The organism is Arthrobacter sp. 2RAF22 (genome assembly GCF_052115325.1).
In the GTDB taxonomy this organism is placed as follows: domain Bacteria; phylum Actinomycetota; class Actinomycetes; order Actinomycetales; family Micrococcaceae; genus Arthrobacter.
Genome location: NZ_JBFRGL010000009.1, coordinates 54,318 through 72,915 on the forward strand (window position 1 = coordinate 54,318; position 18,598 = coordinate 72,915).

The following is an 18,598-nucleotide window of genomic DNA, read 5'->3' on the forward strand; positions in this document are numbered from 1 at the left end:
GGCCCGCCGCGGAACCAGGTCCGCGGATTGTTCTACAGGGGCAACATGGCTCCTCCGTTCCCCTGAAATCCGCGGCTTTCCGGACGGCTTGGGGTAGCGTGGCCGATATGGCGACTCGTACTACCTCCGCGCCTAGAGGCAGCTCCAACAGCAAAACCAGCGGCTCGGGCAGCGGCCGGACCCCGGCCAAGACCGGCAGGAGCGGCACAGGCGCGGCCCGCGGCAAGCAGGCCGCCGTCGTCGAACCCCAACAGCCATGGATCCTGCGTGTGCTTGCGGGTGTCTGGCTGGGAATCGGGCACGTGGTGGGTGCGGGGGTCCGCCGGATCGGCCATGACGTCAGTGACCTTGATCCCGCCGACCGCCGGGACGGCGCCGCCCTTTTCAACCTGGCTCTCGGTGTCTTCATCGCAACCTTCGCCTGGTGGGGCTTCAAAGGCTGGTTCCCGGACGTTGTCTACAGCATCGTGAACGGAACCTTCGGTTGGGTGTCCTTGCTCCTGCCGCTCATGCTTTTTGTCTGCGCCTTCCGGCTCTTCCGGCAGCCATGGGACAGCCGGGGCAACAACCGCGTGGGCATCGGTTTCCTGATCATGACATTCGCCGGAACCGGCTTGGCCCACATCATCGGGGGCCAGCCGACCGTCGCCGACGGCTTCGATGGCCTCCGGCGTGCGGGCGGGATGCTCGGTTTCCTCGCGGCATCGCCTCTTGCCGCCATCCACCCTGCCGTACCCGTCCTGGTCTACGGTGCCTTGGCGTTCGTCTCGCTCCTGATTGTCACGGCCACGCCCTTCGGCGCCATTCCCCGGCGTATCCGGGGCGCCTACGAGCACCTCATGGGCGTCGATCTCGTGGATGCCGGCTCGCAGCACGACGATTCCCACGACCGCAGCTACCTTTACGAAAACGAGGCGGCCGTTGAGCCAAAGAAGAAGCGCCGGAAGCGCTTCTTCGGCAAGGACCACGACGACGACCCCACACTCGAGGGCTATGTGGGCGACGAAGCCTTCGAGCACGCAATCGTCGACGACGATGCCCCTCCCGCGAAGGGCGGGCCCGCCGTGCCGCCGGGCGTGCGCAGGCCGACCCAGGCTGAAATCGCCGTCGAGAAGATCAAAGCCGCGCAAGGTCTTGGAAGTGCACAGGGACTCGGAAGCGCGAAGGCGGTTGCGGACAACGCCACCGAAGCGATCCCCTTGGTCGCGCCGGCCGCCGCCGTTCCACCGGTCATCGTGCCTTCGGCACCGGTCAGTCCACCACCGCCCCCGACGCCGATCCCGCAGCGCACCGAACAACTTTCGCTCGCCGGGGACGTCACGTACACGCTGCCGTCCTCCGACAACCTGACTCCGGGCTCCATCCCGAAGGAACGCACGGAAGCGAACGACGCCGTCGTGGCCGCCTTGACGGACACGATGCAGCAGTTCAACGTGGACGCCACTGTCACCGGATTCAGCCGTGGACCCACCGTGACCCGCTACGAGATCGAACTTGCTCCCGGCACCAAAGTGGAGCGCGTCACTGCCTTGTCCAAGAACATCTCCTACGCGGTGGCATCGAGTGATGTCCGTATCCTCAGCCCTATTCCGGGCAAGTCTGCCATCGGCATCGAGATCCCCAACACGGACCGCGAGACCGTGTCCCTCGGCGATGTCCTGCGCAGCCAGAACGCCAGGCGGACAGACCACCCCATGGTGATGGGCGTCGGCAAGGACGTCGAGGGCGGCTACGTCGTCGCGAACCTCGCCAAAATGCCGCACTTGCTCGTGGCCGGTGCCACAGGTGCCGGTAAGTCGTCGTTCGTGAACTCCATGATCACGTCGATCCTGATGCGTGCCACACCCGATGAGGTCCGCATGGTCATGGTGGACCCCAAGCGCGTGGAACTGACCGCGTATGAGGGCGTTCCGCACCTCATCACGCCCATCATCACCAACCCCAAAAAGGCCGCCGAGGCACTTCAGTGGGTGGTGCGCGAAATGGACGCCCGCTACGACGACCTCGCCAACTACGGCTTCAAGCACATCGACGACTTCAACAAGGCGGTCCGCGCCGGCAAGGTTCTGCCGCCGGTCGACTCCAAGCGCGTCATCAAGCCGTACCCGTACTTGCTGGTGATCGTGGACGAGCTCGCCGACCTCATGATGGTGGCCCCGCGCGACGTCGAAGACTCGATTGTCCGCATCACCCAACTGGCCCGTGCTGCCGGCATCCACCTGGTCCTCGCCACCCAGCGTCCGTCCGTTGACGTCGTCACCGGCCTGATCAAGGCCAACGTCCCTTCGCGTATGGCGTTCGCAACGTCCTCCGTCACCGACTCCCGCGTGGTCCTGGACCAGCCCGGCGCGGAAAAACTCATTGGCCAGGGTGACGCCCTCTTCCTGCCGATGGGCGCTTCCAAGGCGATGCGTGTGCAGGGCGCCTGGGTCACCGAGTCCGAAATCCACCGCGTGGTGGAACACGTCAAAGGCCAACTCAAGGCTGTCTACCGTGACGACGTCGCACCCGAGGCGCAGAAGAAGCAGATCGACGACGACATCGGAGACGACCTCGAGGTCCTGCTCCAGGCCACCGAACTGGTGGTCACCACGCAGTTCGGCTCAACCTCGATGCTGCAGCGCAAGCTCCGCGTCGGCTTCGCCAAGGCCGGCCGCCTCATGGACCTGCTCGAGTCGCGCGGCGTCGTGGGCCCGTCCGAAGGTTCCAAGGCCCGCGATGTCCTGGTCAAGCCCGACGACCTCGCTCCCGTGCTGGCAGCCATGAAGGGGCAGGATGCTCCGGCTATCCCCGACGCGCACACCGCGGCGCTGAGCGACAACGCGAACGCGAACATCGCCGTCGGCGGTTACGCCGAGGACTTGGTCGCCGCCGATCTCGAACGCCGCAAGCAGGCCACGGAGTACCACGACGGAGCAGATGGCATCGATGACGAGGACGACGGCGGCGAAGACGCCTGGTCATTGACCGGACGGTAGCCTAGAGGGGTGACTACATCCGACGGCAGCAAAGCCGGTTCCAGCAGCTCCGATATCTGGAACCTGCCCAACATCCTGACGATGCTTCGAATTGTCCTCGTCCCGTTCTTCGTGTGGTTCCTCTTGGCGGACAACAGCCAGCACGGCATTTGGCGCTGGACCGCCGTTGTGGCCTTCGCTGTGGCGATCTATACGGACAAGCTCGACGGCGACATCGCCCGGAGCCGCAACCTCGTCACCAACTTCGGCAAGATCGCGGACCCGATTGCCGACAAGCTGCTGATCGGATCGGCACTCGTTCTCCTCTCGGCGCTGGGGGAGCTGCCGTGGTGGATCACGATCCTCATCCTCGTGCGCGAATGGGGCATCACCGCCTTGCGCTTCTTCGTCATCCGCTATGGCGTGATGCCGGCCTCGCGGGGCGGCAAGCTAAAGACCGTCATCCAGACCGTCGCGATCTTCCTCTACATCCTGCCGCTGAATTCCTTCGCGCCGTGGCTCGTCAGCGTGGCCTTCTGGGTCATGATCGTCGCACTCGCGATTACAGTGTGGACCGGCGCCGAATATGTGATCGAAGCCGCAAAGCTTCGCTCGGCGGGCAAGCGCGCATGAGCCCCACCGCTGAAGAGGCGGCTGCGTCCGCCGTCGCCCTCGCCATCGAGCGGGGCGTTACCGTGGCTACCGCAGAATCCCTGACAGCCGGAATGGTTGCAGCCACCCTCGCCGATACTCCCGGCGCGTCAGGCATGCTCCAGGGCGGGGTGGTCGCCTATCAGAATGCCGTCAAGGCCGGAATCCTGGGGGTCTCCGAGGAGTTGCTGTCCGCCGTCGGATCCGTCGACGCCGGAGTGGCGGCGGCCATGGCCGACGGTGCCAGGCGCGCGTGCGGGGCCGACGTCGGGGTCTCCACGACGGGGGTTGCGGGACCTTTGCCGCATGACGGGAAGCCGGTTGGCACCGTCTTCATTGGCGTCGCCACGCAGGGCGGAGCTGCGGCCCATGCCTACTCCTTTCGGGGAGATCGCCCAAGTATCCGTGCGCAGGCGACCGCGGCCGCACTGGAGCGCTTGTTGGAGTGCCTTGTCCATGCCGACTTACCGCACGTAAAGTAGCCGGGAACAAAAACAGCGGCCCAATAGTTGTTACATTGTGTCGCCCCGGAATGGCCGGGGCGCCTAGGATGTAAAAAACAACCGGTGCACCCGCAAGGTGAACCGGCCTCACGAGGGAGCAAGGCGATACAGATGGTTAAGCAGCCCGTATCCATAAACGGCGTTGTCCGCTGGAAGGATGTGGGCTTGGCCGAGAAGGCACCGAGCGAACAGAAGGAGCGCAAAATGGTTGTACTGCGTCACGAAATTGGTGATGTCCTGCGCGATGTCCGCCAGCGCCAGGGCCGTACGCTCCGCGAAGTCTCGCACAGCGCCCGCGTTTCCCTTGGCTACCTGAGCGAAGTTGAACGCGGCCAGAAGGAAGCATCCTCAGAGCTGCTGTCCTCGATCTGCTCGGCCCTGGACGTTCCGTTGTCCGGCATGCTCCGCGAGGTCAGTGACCGGGTTGCCGTCGCCGAAGGCGTCGCTGTTCCGGACACCGTCCCGCAGGAATTCGCCCAGCGCTATGGCCGCGATCTCGATCGCGAGCTCAGCGCCGAACTGAACGACGACTTCACCCAGGGCATGCTCTCCGGAGCCCGCTAGGCGGACCTGAAGTAAAGAAGGAGGGCCTCCAGCTGGAGGCCCTCCTTCTTGGGCTTTTGTGGCCTGGCGAGGTCAGTCCTTGCCGATACCTTCGCCATACGCGGCGTTGAGCCGTTCAATGTAGTCAGCAAGCGTCTGGATTTCTTCCAGCGGCCATTCACCCAGGCGTTCCCGGAACACCTGCCGGCGTGCGTCCTGGACCTGGTGCATCTTTTCTTCGCCCTTGGGGGTGAGCCGGATGGATTGTGCGCGGCCATCCTGAGGGTCGGCCTCTTTGTAGACCATGCCGATGCTTTCCAGGAACGCGATCTGGCGGCTCACCGATGGCTTCCCGACGCCGATGCACGAGGCGAGCTCCGTGAGGCGGATTGGCCCCTCTTTCCGGATGATCGTCAGCAGTCCGTAGGCGGCTGGTTCCATGTCGGGATGGACCTGGCGGGACAACTGGTGGGACAGCGATCGTGCGCGTCGCCAGAACATGCTCAGCTGGTGTTCCACCTGCTGGAGGGCGGCGTCGACGTTGTCGCCAACCTCCACCATCTCTGGCGCGTCGTCGGGAGTGTTGCTCATGACAACCATTCTAGAGTCCGCTCCCATGAGAGACTCTATTGGTGCGGATCAGTGACTTCTGGCGGCTGATGGACGATGAATTCGGGGCTGGCTACTCCCGGGTCCTCAGCAGCTCCCTTGTATTGGCCGGCGTCGGCGGACGGACGGCAGACGACGCCTTGGCAGCGGGCTACAGCCCCCGCGACGTCTGGCTTGCCCTGTGCGACGTCCAGGACGTTCCCCAGGAGCGACGGCTCGGCAGGGACATCAAGCCCGCCGACAAGGGTTCCCGGACGTTCTGAGTTCCCGTTCCTGAACGGACACGCCCACAAATTTGTTCGAATATCTGTTCGGATGAGGCTATGCTCCTATCAGCGGAAAATTGGTCCTGACGGAGCGGTTTCCGTGTCATTCGAAGCCCGTAGTTGTCCACATAGACGAAGTCGCACACAAAATTGTCAGCGGCTCGTACTAGCGTCGGATGAGACAGGAAAGCGGCCGTTCAGGCCAGTCCACAGCGAGAAAGCATCAGAGGTGTGAACCATGGCGGCAAACCAGGATCGTGAGAAGGCGCTCGAGGCAGCGCTTGCCCAAATCGACAAGCAATTCGGCAAGGGCTCCATCATGCGCTTGGGTGACGATATCCGTGCGCCCATCGAAGTCATTCCCACTGGTTCCATCGCCTTGGACGTCGCCCTGGGAATCGGCGGCCTGCCGCGCGGCCGTATCGTGGAAATCTACGGCCCGGAATCCTCGGGTAAGACCACCGTCGCGCTTCACGCTGTGGCCAACGCCCAGCGCCAGGGCGGCATCGCAGCCTTCATCGACGCCGAGCACGCCCTCGATCCCGAGTACGCGGCGAAACTGGGCGTCGATACCGACGCGCTGCTGGTTTCGCAGCCGGATACCGGTGAGCAGGCCTTGGAGATCATGGACATGCTGATCGGCTCCGGCTCCTTGGATATCGTCGTGATCGACTCCGTCGCCGCATTGGTTCCCCGCGCTGAAATCGAAGGCGAAATGGGCGACTCCCACGTCGGCCTTCAGGCCCGCCTTATGAGCCAGGCCCTGCGTAAGATCACCGGCCGGCTGAGCCAGACCAAGACGACTGCCATCTTCATCAACCAGCTCCGCGAGAAGATCGGCGTTTTCTTCGGTTCCCCGGAGACCACCACCGGTGGCAAGGCCCTGAAGTTCTACGCGTCCATCCGCATCGACGTCCGCCGTATCCAGACGCTGAAGGAAGGCGCGGATTCGGTAGGTAACCGGACCAAGGCCAAGATCGTCAAGAACAAGATGGCTCCGCCCTTCAAGATCGCGGAGTTCGACATCATCTACGGCCAGGGTATTTCCCGCGAGGGCGGCATCATCGACATGGGCGTCGAGCACGGCATCATCAAGAAGTCCGGTTCATGGTTCACTTACGACGGTGACCAGCTGGGCCAGGGCATGGAGAATTCGCGCCGTTTCCTGCGGGACAACCCGGAGTTGGCTGCGGACCTCGAGCGGCTCATCAAGGAGAAGCTTGGCGTCGGAGTAGTCAAGCCTGCCGAAGCCGAAAAATCTCCGAAGCTGAAGGCCGTTGACGGCTAAGCGCCAGGGCCGCTCCCGTTCCTCAAGTTCTTCCCGGTCGTGGGGCCCGTCTGCGGATTCGTCCGTGGCGGCGGACCCTGAGGCCAATCCGGAATCGGTAGCCCGGTCCATTGTTTTGCGGCAACTGACCAACTCGCCCAAGAGCAGGCTTCAGCTTGCCCGCAAACTGGCCGAACGGAACGTGCCGGAGGAGGTGGCCGAAGCCGTTCTGGACCGCTTCGAGGAAGTCCGGCTCATTGATGACGCCGATTTCGCCGAAATGTGGGTCCGCAGCCGTTCCCAGTCGAGGAAACTCGCCCGGGGTGCCTTGAGGCGCGAATTGGCGGACAAAGGCATCGACACGGAAACCGCGGAGCAGGCGCTCGCGCAAGTGAGTGACGACGACGAGCGGAACGCGGCCAGGGATCTGGTCGCACGCCGATTGAGGGCCGGGACGGACCTTTCCGACAGGGCCGAGCGGGACAAGCAAACCCGGCGGCTCGCGTCGATGCTTGCCCGCAAGGGTTACCAGCCATCCACGGCATTCCGGATTGTCGGCGAGGTCTTGGACGAAACCTTGGCGCAGGAGCCTGGCTCCTATGGCGCCGGAGAGTATGGCGGTCCTGAAGCACGCGGTCCTGAAGCAGAGGACATCGGCTAAACGGTGTCTCGGAGAAACTGAGAGCTGCCTGTGAGTATTGTCCCCGGCGGCGGGGTTGGGTGGCTTCTGGGTGCCTGTCGGCTAAGGTTCTGGACTAGTGTTCCGAGTCGGGAGGCAGGTCAGATCCAATGAATCCGTTGTCGCTACGGCTTTCGGCAATCATTGTGCCCTTGCTTGTCGCGTCGCTTCTCCAAGCAGGCCCGGCTTCGGCGGACGACGATGCCCCGCCGTCGGGCTATCCCAGCTGGGCAGAAGTACAGCAAGCCCAAGGGAACGAAGCTGCCGCAAGCGCCGAAGTAGACCGCATCAACCAGTTATTGGCTGGACTTCAGCAGAAATCCGGAGAGCTCGGCGCGGCAGCCATCAAGGCCGGAACTGAGTACGCCAAGGCCCATGACGCACTGCTGCACCAGCAGGCAGTCACCCAGAAACTGGCCGAGGCGTCCCAACAGGCCAAGGCAAAAGCGGATTCCTTGAGAAAGGCCACGTCCTCCCTGGTGGTCCAGGCATACGAGTCGGGCGGCTTCGATCCCGGTCCCTGGTCCCTTGCGAACGCCGCCATCGCGCCGGACAACATTCAAAATTTCGCCTTGCTGAACAGGGTCCTGGATCGTACGGCGAAGCTGCACGATGATGCCCTGAGCGCGTCCCGGGCATCTGCCGCCGCAACCGCCCAGGAACAAGCCGCCCGCGATGTGCTGGCCCAGTTGGACAGCGACGCCGCGGCAAAGGCCCAGGCCGCAGAGTCTGCAAGGCGGGCAGCCGAAGACAGCGTGGCCGCCACGGACGGCCAGCGAAAGACCATGGTGGCCCAACTCGCGTCCTTGACCTCCACTTCTGCCGCTGTCGCACAGAAATATCAAGAAGGCCAGGTTGCGCTTGCCGCGTACCAGGCCGCCCAGGAGGCCAAGAGGGAGGCGGCGCAGCGCAAGGCGTTAGCCGACGCAGCGGCAGCCGCAGCGGCCGCCGCCAACAACCAGCAAGCGGTCCAGCCGCCCATCAGCAGTGGAGGAGGCGGCGGCTTCGTAGGCGGGGGTGGCGGTGGCGGGGGAAACGTCGTCAACGACCCCGCCGGCGCACGGCAATACGCGTCCTCCCGGCTCGGCGCCTATGGTTGGGGCCAGGACCAAATGCAGTGCCTGTCCTTGCTGTGGACCCAGGAATCAAGCTGGATGACGGACGCCACCAATCCCAGCAGCGGCGCTTACGGTGTAGCGCAGGCGCTGCCGCCGGACAAGTACTATTCGGCAGGCAGCGACTGGCTTAGCAACTACCGGACCCAGATCGATTGGGGCCTCGGCTATATCCGCGACCGTTACGGTTCGCCCTGCAACGCTTGGCAGCATGAGATGGGCTTCAACTGGTACTAGTCCGAGGGGCTACCCTAGATTGGTGAGTTCCCCTTCTGCAGCACCAGCACCAGCCCCCGTTCAGCAGCCCGCTCCGGGCCCTGTCGTCGATCCGGCACCCGAGCACGCGGCGAAGCGCACCTACCAGGTCCGCACCTTCGGTTGCCAAATGAATGTCCATGATTCCGAGCGCATGGCAGGGCTCCTCGAGGATGCAGGGTACGTGCCGTTCGACGGCGGCGTCGCCGACGTCGTGGTTTTCAACACCTGCGCCGTCCGTGAGAACGCCGACAACAAGCTTTACGGCAACCTCGGGGAACTCAAACAGGTCAAGGCCGCCCATCCTGGAATGCAGATTGCCGTCGGCGGATGCCTTGCGCAAAAGGACCGCGAAACCATCGTGCGCAAGGCGCCGTGGGTGGACGCAGTGTTCGGGACCCACAATGTAGGGGCGCTCCCGGCGTTGCTGGACAGGGCCCGCCACAACAACGAGGCACAGCTGGAAATCCTGGAGTCGCTGGACGTCTTCCCCTCCACCTTGCCGACCAAGCGCGACTCCGTATACTCGGGCTGGGTTTCCATCTCCGTCGGGTGCAACAACACCTGCACCTTCTGCATCGTGCCGTCGCTCCGCGGCAAGGAGAAGGACCGACGTCCCGGCGAGATCCTCGCCGAAATCCAGGCGTTGGTGGACGACGGCGCCGTCGAGGTGACGCTGCTCGGGCAGAACGTGAACTCCTACGGCGTGGAATTCGGGGACCGCTTGGCCTTCTCCAAACTGCTCCGCGCCTGCGGCGATATCGAAGGCCTCGAGCGCGTCCGCTTCACGAGCCCGCACCCGGCTGCCTTCACCGACGACGTCATCGACGCGATGGCCGAGACCGCCAATGTCATGCCGCAGTTGCACATGCCCCTCCAGTCCGGTTCGGACAAGGTCCTCAAGGACATGCGCCGCTCCTACCGTTCGACCAAGTTCCTGGGGATCCTGGACAAGGTCCGCGACAAGATTCCCCACGCCGCGATCACCACGGACATCATCGTGGGCTTCCCCGGCGAGACGGAAGAGGACTTCCAAGCCACGCTCGACGTCGTCGAGAAGTCACGCTTCGCCTCAGCCTTCACCTTCCAGTACTCCAAGCGCCCGGGCACCCCGGCCGCGGACCTTCCGGACCAGCTGCCCAAGGCCGTTGTCCAGGAACGCTACGAGCGACTGACGGCCCTCCAGGACCGCATCGCAGCCGAGGAGAACGCGAAACAGCTCGGACGCCGGGTCGAGCTCCTTGTCACGGCCCAATCCGGCCGCAAGGCCGAGGAAACGCATCGCCTTTCGGGTCGTTCCCAGGACCAGCGCCTGGTCCACTTCTCCGTGCCGGAAGGCGCAGAGACTCCGCGGCCCGGCGATTTCGTCACCGTGACCATCACCGAGGCCGCTGCCTTCCACCTCGTCTCCGATCCGGAGACGACGGCGGACTACAGCTTGAGGCGCTCCCGTGCCGGCGACGCGTGGGACCGCGCGCAGGCCGATTCCTGCGGCGCTCCAGCCCCGAGTGCCTCGGGCGCAGGGTCCGGCGGCATCGGGTCTTCAGGTTCAAGGGCCGTCTCCCTCGGTATGCCGTCGCTCCCCGTACGACGCGGTTAGCCCGGCATGGCAGCAGTACCGGCCGGGTCAGCTGATCCGAATCCGCCCGTGATCGCCGTCGTCGGCCCCACCGGTTCCGGCAAGTCCGATCTCGCCGTCCACCTCGCCCTCGCGCTCGATGGCGAGGTCATCAACGCCGATGCCATGCAGTTCTACCGTGGAATGGACATCGGCACGGCCAAGATCACCGTCGCCGAACGCAGGGGAGTGCCCCACCACCTCCTGGACACGATGGATGTCACCGAGGAAGCCAGCGTCTCCGCTTTCCAGGCCGACTGCCGCGCCGCCATCCGTGATATCCATGGCCGAGGCAAGCGCGCCATCCTGGTGGGCGGCTCCGGCCTCTACGTCCGCGCAGCCTTGGATGTCCTGGAATTTCCCGGCACGGACCCCGGCGTGCGGCAGCGGCTGGAGCAGGAGCACGAAACCTCCGGTCTTCCAAGCCTCCAGGAACGCCTCCAACGCATCGACCCCGTGTCCGCCGGCAGGCTCGGCGACGCCCGCCGCGTCATCCGCGCGCTGGAAGTCTTCGAGCTCACCGGCCGCCCGTTCAGCTCCTTCATGCCGCAGCGCGAGTATTTCCAGCCGGCCGTGCAGATAGGGCTCGACGTCGACCGCGGAGTGCTGCGCGAGCGTTTGGCCGGGCGCGTGCTGAAGATGGTCGACGCGGGACTTCTTGAAGAGGTCGCGCGGCTGGACGCCGTCGGACTGCGGCAAGGCAAGACGGCATCGCGGGCGCTCGGATACGCGCAGTTCCTGAAGGTCCTCGACGGCGAATCCGACACAGCTGCCGCGGCCGAAGAAACCATCGTGGCCACCCGGCAATTCGCCCGGCGCCAGCTCACGTGGTTCCGGGCGGACCCCCGGATCCATTGGCTGGACTGGCAGGATACGGATTTGGTGGCCAAAGCCGCAGAAATCTGCGCGAGTCCGGCGTCGGTGATTTAGGCGCAACCCCCAGTACAGGTAGCCTTGAGCCATGGATGAAACCCTTGCATTTTCCGCCCCGCAGCCTGCCGCTGCCGGCGGTTCCGTACCCGCCTCCGGTCTTCACGGGCTGGCCTTCTCCAAGGGGCACGGTACGGGCAACGACTTCGTCCTCATTGCGGACCCCGAAGACGCGCACCAGATCTCTCCGGAGCAGGTCGCAGCGCTCTGCAACCGCCACCTGGGCATTGGCGGGGACGGGCTCATCCGGGCAGTCCCTTCACGATTCCTGCCCGAAGGCCTCCAGCTGCTCGAGGCGGATTCCGCTGCCGAGTGGTTCATGGACTACCGCAACGGCGACGGCTCGTTGTCCGAAATGTGCGGCAACGGAGTCCGCGTCTTCGTCCAATTCCTGATCGAGCAGGGTCTTGTCACCCTCAACGCCGGTGAATCCCTGACCATCGGAACGCGCGGCGGCATCAAGAAGATTGTCCGGAGCGCTGATGGCTATGCGGTGGACATGGGTCCGTGGGAGTTCATTTTCCCCAAGGATGCCACTACCAAGGCCATGGACTCCCTCGTCAGCGCCGACGGACTCGAAGTGGCCCGGCCTGCCCTCTCTGTCAGCATGGGCAATCCGCACACTGTGGTGGCGTTGGCCGAACTTTCAGAACTCAAATCCACGCAGCTCTTCAAGGCGCCCGTCGTCGATCCCAAGCCGGCCAACGGCACCAACGTCGAATTCGTGGTTCCCGCTGAGCCCCTCGTCCACGAAGGCGTAGGCAACATCACGATGCGAGTGCACGAACGCGGCGTCGGCGAGACCCAATCGTGCGGCACCGGCGCCTGCGCGGCCGCCGTCGCCATCCGGCACTGGGCCGGGGAAGGTGCTCCCGACACGTGGCGCGTCAACGTGCCGGGCGGCGTCGTCGGCGTGCGGTTCTTCCCCGGAGAAAGCGGCCGCGAACACGTGGAGCTCAGCGGCCCCGCCGTGATTGTCGCTAGCGGGACGCTTTCCTGACCCGCAGGACGCGGAAGGATTTCGACGTGCTTTCCCGGGACACCGCGAAGGAACCATCGAGGGTATCGGCCAGCCAGCGCTGAAGCGAGTCCGCGCCAAGGTTCTTCTGCACCACGAGCCAGGCGTTTCCACCCGGAGCGAGCCGCGGCAGCCAGGTGAGCAGCAGGCTGTGGAGTTCATCCTTGCCGATACGGATGGGCGGGTTTGACCAGATAGTGTCGAACGTCACGGCGGGATCGACCTCGTCGGGCAGGCTCGCGGTGACATTCCCGAGCTTCAGGAGTGCGGCGTTCTCGTTGGTCAAGGTGACGCAGCGTTCGTTGACGTCGACGGCGTGGACCTGAGCGTGCGGCGCCATGAGCCCCATGGTCAACGCAATGGGACCCCAGCCGCAGCCGATGTCCAACAGGTTTCCCTGCGGCGCCGGCGGTGGAACCTCGGAGAGAAGGATCGCGGTTCCCTTGTCGATCCCGTCGGGGCTGAAGATACCGCCCGATGTCTGGAGCCGGCGGGTCGCGCCGGCCAGTTCCACCGTGAGGGGCTTGCGGGTGAACGGCCCCGCGGGCTGTGCGCTGAAATAGTGAGCAGACTCCATAGCTTGCCAGATTAGTGGCCAGCAGCGGGCAAGGGAAACCGCGCACTGCTCCAAACTGCCCCGGCCCGGGCTTGACGAGGTCTGATAGCGTGGTTCGCATGTTCTTGATCTCCGAGTAACCGACTCCGTGTAGCCGGCACCGCCCGCGACGCAGGCCTGCATTATGTGCAGCGCCATTCCGCCTTGGCATGTCCGTTCCAGACGCCGTTCTTGACGCTTGGACACTCAGCAGATCGTCCCCTCCCGCCCCTGGGATCTGTGTTCGCAATCCGCGCAGCCCGTCCGGTTGGAGACCCCAGGCCATCGGCAGAGGCTTGCCAGGCATCAGCCCTGCGCGAATTCCGCGCCACAAGAGACGAATCGGCACTATTCTGGAAGTGCCGAACCCCCTAAAAGGAGACCATGACCACGCAGAAGAACACCGGACCCGATTCCGACGCCCAGGACATGAGTCCTGAAGAAATCCAGGCTGTCATCGACCGGATTCTCTCCAAGGACGCACCTGCCATAGTTCAGGACCGCGACGAACCCCGGGGCGTGTTTGGCAAAGCCCAGGCAATTTCCCGCTTGGACGAAGAACACAGCATCTACGACGGCGATCAAGAGGACCTGGCCGAACGCCGGGCCCTGCGCCGTACCGCCGGGCTGTCCACGGAACTTGAAGATGTTACCGAGGTCGAATACCGACAGCTGCGCCTTGAGCGCGTCGTGCTGGCAGGCCTCTGGACCGAAGGCACCCTGGCCGACGCCGAGAATTCCCTGAGGGAGCTCGCCGCCTTGGCCGAAACCGCCGGCTCGGAAGTCTTGGACGGCATCGTCCAGCGCCGCATGAAACCGGACCCCGGCACCTTCCTTGGCTCAGGCAAAGCCATGGAGCTCAAGGACATCGTGATGTCCACAGGAGCCGATACCGTGGTGGTCGACGCCGAACTGGCGCCATCCCAGCGGCGCGGCCTTGAAGACATCGTCAAGGTCAAGGTGGTGGACCGCACCACGTTGATCCTCGACATCTTCGCGCAGCATGCCAAGAGCCGCGAGGGCAAGGCCCAGGTTGAGCTCGCACAGTTGGAATACCTGTTGCCGCGCCTGCGTGGTTGGGGCGATTCCATGTCCCGCCAGGCCGGTGGCCAGGTGGGTGGCGCCGGTGCCGGCATGGGTTCCCGTGGTCCTGGTGAAACCAAGATCGAACTGGACCGCCGCCGAATCCGCACACGCATGGCCAAGCTGCGGCGCGAAATCGCCGCCATGAAGCCATCGCGCGAGACCAAGCGGGCCAACCGCCGTCGTAATGCCGTTCCTTCGGTTGCCATCGCCGGTTACACGAACGCCGGAAAGTCGTCACTGCTCAACCGCCTGACGGATGCCGGTGTCCTCGTGGAGAACGCGTTGTTCGCCACCCTGGATCCGACGGTGCGCAAGGCCCAGACCCCTGACGGAATCGGCTACACGCTCTCGGACACCGTCGGCTTCGTGCGTTCGCTGCCCACCCAGCTCGTGGAGGCTTTCCGCTCCACGCTGGAAGAAGTGGCCGACGCCGATCTGATCCTCCACGTGGTGGACGTTTCGCATCCCGATCCGGAAGGCCAGATCGCGGCCGTCCGCACGGTGTTCAGCGAAGTGGATGCCCGGAAGATCCCGGAAATCATCGTCCTGAACAAGGCGGACGCCGCTGATCCGTTCGTCATTGAGCGGCTCAAGCAAAAAGAGCCACGCCACGTCGTCGTGTCCACCCGCACCGGGCAGGGCATTGCCGAGCTCCTCGGGGCTATCAGCGAGGCTATTCCGCGCCCTGGCGTGCGCCTTGAAGTCCTGATTCCGTACAACCGCGGCGAGCTCATCAACAAGCTGCACAACACCGACGCCGAAATCCTCAGCCTTGAGCATGAGGAGGAAGGCACCCGCGTGGTGGCCATGGTCCACGAGAACCTGGCAGCCGAGTTGGAGTCGTTCGTCAGCAATGGTTGATCCAGAGGCGGGGGAGCGCGGCGAAACCGTGGGGGAACGGACCGCCCTCGAACTCCTGGACAAAGCCGTTGCCGGCATGGGAGGCCAAAACCGCACGGGCCAGCACCAGATGGCCAGGCAGGTGGCGCGGGCGATCGAGACCGGCGAACACCTCCTGGTCCAGGCGGGCACGGGCACTGGCAAGTCCCTTGCGTACCTGATTCCGTTGATTGCGCACTCGATGGAGAGCAACAAGCCCACGCTCGTGTCCACGGCCACCTTGGCCCTGCAGACGCAGATCGTGGGCCGGGATCTGCCCCGGCTCCTGGAAACCATCAATCCGGAGCTGGAGCGCCCGGTCAGCATCGCCCTGGTCAAAGGCCGGGCCAACTATGTCTGCCGGCACAAGCTGGAGGGCGGGTTCCCCAGCGAGGAACCGGCTGAGGGGCAGCTGTTCTCCCTCGGCGAGGACACCAGCGTTCCGCATCTGGCCGCAGCCATCGGCGGGCCTGCCTCGCAGCTTGGCAAGGAAGTCGTGCGGCTGCGTGAATGGGCGGCGAAGACCACGACGGGGGACCGCGACGAACTCATGCCGGGCGTGACGGACCGGGCCTGGCGCCAGGTATCCGTCACGTCCATGGAGTGCCTCGGAGCGCAAAAGTGTCCGATGGCCGAGGAGTGCTTCAGCGAGCTCGCCCGCCACCGCGCCGCGGAGTCCGACGTCGTGGTCACCAACCACGCGATGCTCGCCGTCAGCGCCTTTGAAGGGCTGGCCGTCCTGCCCGAATACGACGTCGTGGTGGTGGACGAAGCACACGAGCTCCAGGACCGCGTGACCGGTGCCGTGTCCGGGCAGCTGTCCGTGGCGATGATCCATGCCGCGGCCTCCAGCGCCCGCAAACACACGGCCATCACCGTGGACGCGCTGAACGCCGCCGCGGATCGCTTGGAACTCGCGATCATGGGAGCGCCGTCCGGCCTCTTGCCCAACGGGCTCAATGACGAACAACTTGATGGCGTGGACCAGCTCCGGGAAGCGTGCCGTGCGGCGCTTTCCGATTCGAAGGGGGATTCGTCCAACGCGGTCGACGGCGGACGTCAGCTCGCGCGCTCACGGCTCATGCTGATCCTCGAGTTGTGCGAACGGCTGCTCTCCGCCCGGGAAAACAGGGAAGTCGTGTGGCTCTCCCGGAACAGCAGCTTCGATCCCCAGCAGGGCTACACGGCCCCCGACGAGGACTCGCCGGCGCTCATCAACATCGCGCCGCTCAGCGTCGCCGGACGCCTCCGCGAAGGGCTCTTCGCGGGCCATACCGTGGTGTTGACCTCTGCCACTTTGGCTATCGGGTCTGCATTCGAGGCCACAGCCGGAGGGCTGGGCTTGACTGGCCAGGGCGCCCCCAGCTGGACGGGCGTGGATGTCGGCTCGCCCTTCGACTACCCGAAGCAGGGCATGCTGTACGTCGCCAAGCACCTGCCCAAGCCGGGTCGCGGCACCTCGCCCGAAGCGTTGGACGAACTTGAAGAGCTCATCAAGGCCTCGCACGGCGGAGCTTTGTGCCTGTTCTCTTCCCGTCGTGCGGCTGAGGACGCCGCGGAAGCGATGCGGTCGCGCCTGGATGTGGACATCCTGTGCCAGGGAGAATCGACCATGGCCGCGCTGGTCAGGCAGTTTGCCGAGCAGGAGGACACCTGCCTGTTCGGCACCATGTCCCTCTGGCAGGGCGTCGACGTTCCCGGCGGTTCATGCCGGCTGGTCGTGATTGACCGGATCCCGTTCCCTCGCCCGGACGATCCCCTGATGACGGCACGGTCCCGCGCGGTCGCCCAGGCCGGGGGCAACGGTTTCATGGCAGTGTCTGCAACGCACGCGGCCATTCGGCTGGCACAAGGGGCCGGCCGCCTCATCCGTTCAACGGGGGACAAGGGCGTCGTGGCAGTACTGGATTCACGGCTTTCGACGGAGCGCTACGGCAACTTCCTCAGGGCAGCGTTGCCGCCCTTCTGGCCCACCACGGACCGTTCAGTGGTGCGCGGTGCCCTCGAACGTCTTTACGCCGAGTCGGCCACGGCCTAAGGCAGGTGCCCTGGGTGAGGGTGCCTTAGAGCGAGCGCGTCCTAGAGTGAGCGCAGGACCGAGACGACTTTGCCCATGATGGTGGCATGGTCGCCCAGGATGGGTTCGTACTGCGTGTTCTGCGGGAGCAGCCACGTGTGGCCGTCGCGCTGCCGGAAGGTCTTGACGGTGGCTTCGTCGTCCAGGAGTGCGGCCACGATGTCGCCGTTGAGTGCGTCGTTTTGACGCCGCACTACCACCCAGTCTCCATCGCAGATAGCGGCGTCGATCATGGAATCACCGGCGACCTTGAGCATGAAGAGCTCGCCATGGCCTACCAATTGCCGGGGCAGAGGCAGGACGTCCTCAACGGTCTGGTCGGCCAGGATGGGCCCACCGGCAGCAATGCGCCCGACGAGGGGAACCATGGCCGTGTCACTGGCACTCGCGAGTTCCGTGACGGCCAGGCCGCCGGCGCTGCGGAGTTTCGCCGGCGCTTCAACGCCGGGGATGACGGAGCCACCGTCCAGGGTCAACGGCATGAGGACTTCCATGGCGCGCGGACGCTTGGGATCGCGGCGAAGATAACCGAGCTTCTCGAGCTGCGACAACTGGTGGGTGACGCTGGACAAGCTGGCCAAGCCGACCGTGTCTCCGATTTCGCGCATCGACGGCGGATACCCGTGATCGTTCACTGAACGTTGGATGGTCTCCAGGATTTTCTTCTGGCGGACGGTCAGGCTCTTGGGGGCCTTCTGCGGCTGCTGGCTCCGCGCTGAGGCCGACCCGCTGCCAGTGGCTTTCGCTGCCATGTTCGCCAACACCCTTCCGTTCCGTCCGCGCGGCCCTGAGGGCTTGCCGGGACTGTCGGCCTGAAATGTCAGACCCTCCTGTTGCACTGATTCAGTGCTCGTTCCTTCACTCAAACGTAGGGCAGGCGCAGGCGTTTATCAAACATTTGTTCTAGCGAGTCTCGACATCGTTCGTTGATAAGTGCTAAAAATGTCATAGCAAGGTTCGAATATGTGTTCTATAAAAGTGGTGCGGGGTCCGGGTGTTCGCCCGAATCGTTCGAAGACAACAACGAACAACCGTCCTGCAAGCACTGAATGAAGGCAAGAATTGGCAGCCGCAACCAGAGATTCCGGAACGCGGCATTGTTCAGAAGGGCTCAGCTCATGTCCGCAATCACCATCACCCACACACCCGGCCACGGTGCGCCGGCGGGCCGGCTCCGCCTGACCCGCAGGGGCCGCATGGTCTTCTTCGGCGTCCCGGCCATGCTCCTGGTTGCAGCGCTCCTTAGCCTGGCGGGATTCCTGAATTCGCCGGCCAAGGCTGCTGATTCCGCCGCTGAACTGCAGCCCACCTCCAGCACGAGCGTCACGGTACAAGTGGGCCAGTCCTTGTGGGGGATTGCGGGAAGCGCCGCACCGTCCCGGGATCCACGCGACGTCGTTGCGGAGATCATCCAGCTGAACAACCTCCAGGACGGCCACATCGTGCCCGGCCAGCAGCTGTTCATTCCTTCGACTTAGCGGCAACTTGGACCGGGTTGCCCGGCCCCTGGACGGTCTCCGTGCCGTCACAGTTTCAGGGCATCCGCCGCG

Annotated in this window: 17 protein-coding genes; 14 read left to right on the forward strand and 3 right to left on the reverse strand. The window is 64.7% G+C overall.

Going from position 1 to position 18,598, the window contains the following annotated elements; translation table 11 throughout:
* The first annotated feature begins 107 nt into the window (after positions 1–107).
* From AB4068_RS09335 to AB4068_RS09350, 4 genes are all read left to right on the forward strand, one after another.
* The gene (locus tag AB4068_RS09335) at positions 108–2,978 is read left to right on the forward strand and encodes an FtsK/SpoIIIE family DNA translocase (RefSeq protein ID WP_307053500.1); all 2,871 of its coding nucleotides are present in this window, start codon (positions 108–110) and stop codon (positions 2,976–2,978) included.
* A gap of 9 nt (positions 2,979–2,987) precedes the next feature.
* Positions 2,988–3,590 (forward strand): CDP-diacylglycerol--glycerol-3-phosphate 3-phosphatidyltransferase, encoded by a 603-nt coding sequence (gene pgsA, locus AB4068_RS09340; protein ID WP_307053499.1) that lies wholly within the window; start codon positions 2,988–2,990, stop codon positions 3,588–3,590.
* Positions 3,587–4,090 (forward strand): CinA family protein, encoded by a 504-nt coding sequence (locus AB4068_RS09345; RefSeq protein WP_441433220.1) that lies wholly within the window; start codon positions 3,587–3,589, stop codon positions 4,088–4,090. The genes pgsA and AB4068_RS09345 overlap by 4 nt, the downstream gene beginning before the upstream one ends.
* 132 nt (positions 4,091–4,222) lie before the next feature.
* The gene (locus tag AB4068_RS09350) at positions 4,223–4,675 is read left to right on the forward strand and encodes a helix-turn-helix domain-containing protein (RefSeq protein ID WP_059387810.1); all 453 of its coding nucleotides are present in this window, start codon (positions 4,223–4,225) and stop codon (positions 4,673–4,675) included.
* A 72-nt stretch (positions 4,676–4,747) separates the two neighbouring features.
* Here the strand turns inward: AB4068_RS09350 and AB4068_RS09355 are convergent, their stop codons facing one another.
* The gene (locus AB4068_RS09355; RefSeq protein WP_284989330.1) at positions 4,748–5,245 is read right to left on the reverse strand and encodes a MarR family winged helix-turn-helix transcriptional regulator; all 498 of its coding nucleotides are present in this window, start codon (positions 5,243–5,245) and stop codon (positions 4,748–4,750) included.
* A 41-nt stretch (positions 5,246–5,286) separates the two neighbouring features.
* Between AB4068_RS09355 and AB4068_RS09360 the strand changes: the two genes are divergently transcribed.
* The 7 genes from AB4068_RS09360 (at position 5,287) to dapF (ending at position 12,393) form a co-directional block, all read left to right on the forward strand.
* Entirely contained in the window at positions 5,287–5,526 is a 240-nt protein-coding gene (locus tag AB4068_RS09360) for a DUF3046 domain-containing protein (RefSeq protein WP_307053497.1), read from the forward strand.
* A 241-nt stretch (positions 5,527–5,767) separates the two neighbouring features.
* A complete protein-coding gene (recA, locus tag AB4068_RS09365; RefSeq protein ID WP_059387807.1) occupies positions 5,768–6,817 on the forward strand; it encodes a recombinase RecA in 1,050 nt (349 codons plus the stop codon).
* Between the two features lie 64 nt (positions 6,818–6,881).
* The gene (locus AB4068_RS09370; RefSeq protein WP_306962856.1) at positions 6,882–7,457 is read left to right on the forward strand and encodes a regulatory protein RecX; all 576 of its coding nucleotides are present in this window, start codon (positions 6,882–6,884) and stop codon (positions 7,455–7,457) included.
* Positions 7,458–7,585: 128 nt separating this feature from the next.
* The gene (locus AB4068_RS09375) at positions 7,586–8,827 is read left to right on the forward strand and encodes a lytic transglycosylase domain-containing protein (RefSeq protein WP_441433221.1); all 1,242 of its coding nucleotides are present in this window, start codon (positions 7,586–7,588) and stop codon (positions 8,825–8,827) included.
* 22 nt (positions 8,828–8,849) lie between these two features.
* Complete coding sequence (miaB, locus tag AB4068_RS09380; protein ID WP_441433222.1) at positions 8,850–10,445, forward strand: tRNA (N6-isopentenyl adenosine(37)-C2)-methylthiotransferase MiaB; 1,596 nt, start codon at positions 8,850–8,852, stop codon at positions 10,443–10,445.
* A 6-nt stretch (positions 10,446–10,451) separates the two neighbouring features.
* On the forward strand, positions 10,452–11,393 hold the full coding sequence (gene miaA / locus AB4068_RS09385) for a tRNA (adenosine(37)-N6)-dimethylallyltransferase MiaA (RefSeq protein ID WP_441433223.1): 942 nt from the start codon (positions 10,452–10,454) through the stop codon (positions 11,391–11,393).
* 31 nt (positions 11,394–11,424) lie between these two features.
* On the forward strand, positions 11,425–12,393 hold the full coding sequence (gene dapF, locus AB4068_RS09390) for a diaminopimelate epimerase (protein WP_441433224.1): 969 nt from the start codon (positions 11,425–11,427) through the stop codon (positions 12,391–12,393).
* Here the strand turns inward: dapF and AB4068_RS09395 are convergent.
* Complete coding sequence (locus AB4068_RS09395; RefSeq protein WP_441433225.1) at positions 12,374–12,988, reverse strand: class I SAM-dependent methyltransferase; 615 nt, start codon at positions 12,986–12,988, stop codon at positions 12,374–12,376. The genes dapF and AB4068_RS09395 overlap by 20 nt on opposite strands.
* A gap of 402 nt (positions 12,989–13,390) precedes the next feature.
* Between AB4068_RS09395 and hflX the strand changes: the two genes are divergently transcribed.
* Both hflX and AB4068_RS09405 read left to right on the forward strand, forming a co-directional pair.
* The gene (gene hflX / locus AB4068_RS09400) at positions 13,391–14,953 is read left to right on the forward strand and encodes a GTPase HflX (protein ID WP_284753588.1); all 1,563 of its coding nucleotides are present in this window, start codon (positions 13,391–13,393) and stop codon (positions 14,951–14,953) included.
* Positions 14,946–17,009: an ATP-dependent DNA helicase gene (locus tag AB4068_RS09405; protein WP_441433226.1), complete on the forward strand. Its 2,064-nt coding sequence runs from the start codon at positions 14,946–14,948 to the stop codon at positions 17,007–17,009. The genes hflX and AB4068_RS09405 overlap by 8 nt, the downstream gene beginning before the upstream one ends.
* A gap of 41 nt (positions 17,010–17,050) precedes the next feature.
* On the opposite strand, the gene lexA is transcribed toward AB4068_RS09405, so the two are convergent.
* Positions 17,051–17,800: a transcriptional repressor LexA gene (gene lexA / locus AB4068_RS09410; RefSeq protein WP_059387803.1), complete on the reverse strand. Its 750-nt coding sequence runs from the start codon at positions 17,798–17,800 to the stop codon at positions 17,051–17,053.
* 366 nt (positions 17,801–18,166) lie between these two features.
* On the opposite strand from lexA, the gene AB4068_RS09415 reads away from it, so the two are divergent.
* Complete coding sequence (locus AB4068_RS09415) at positions 18,167–18,526, forward strand: LysM peptidoglycan-binding domain-containing protein (protein WP_059387800.1); 360 nt, start codon at positions 18,167–18,169, stop codon at positions 18,524–18,526.
* Positions 18,527–18,598: the final 72 nt, after the last annotated feature.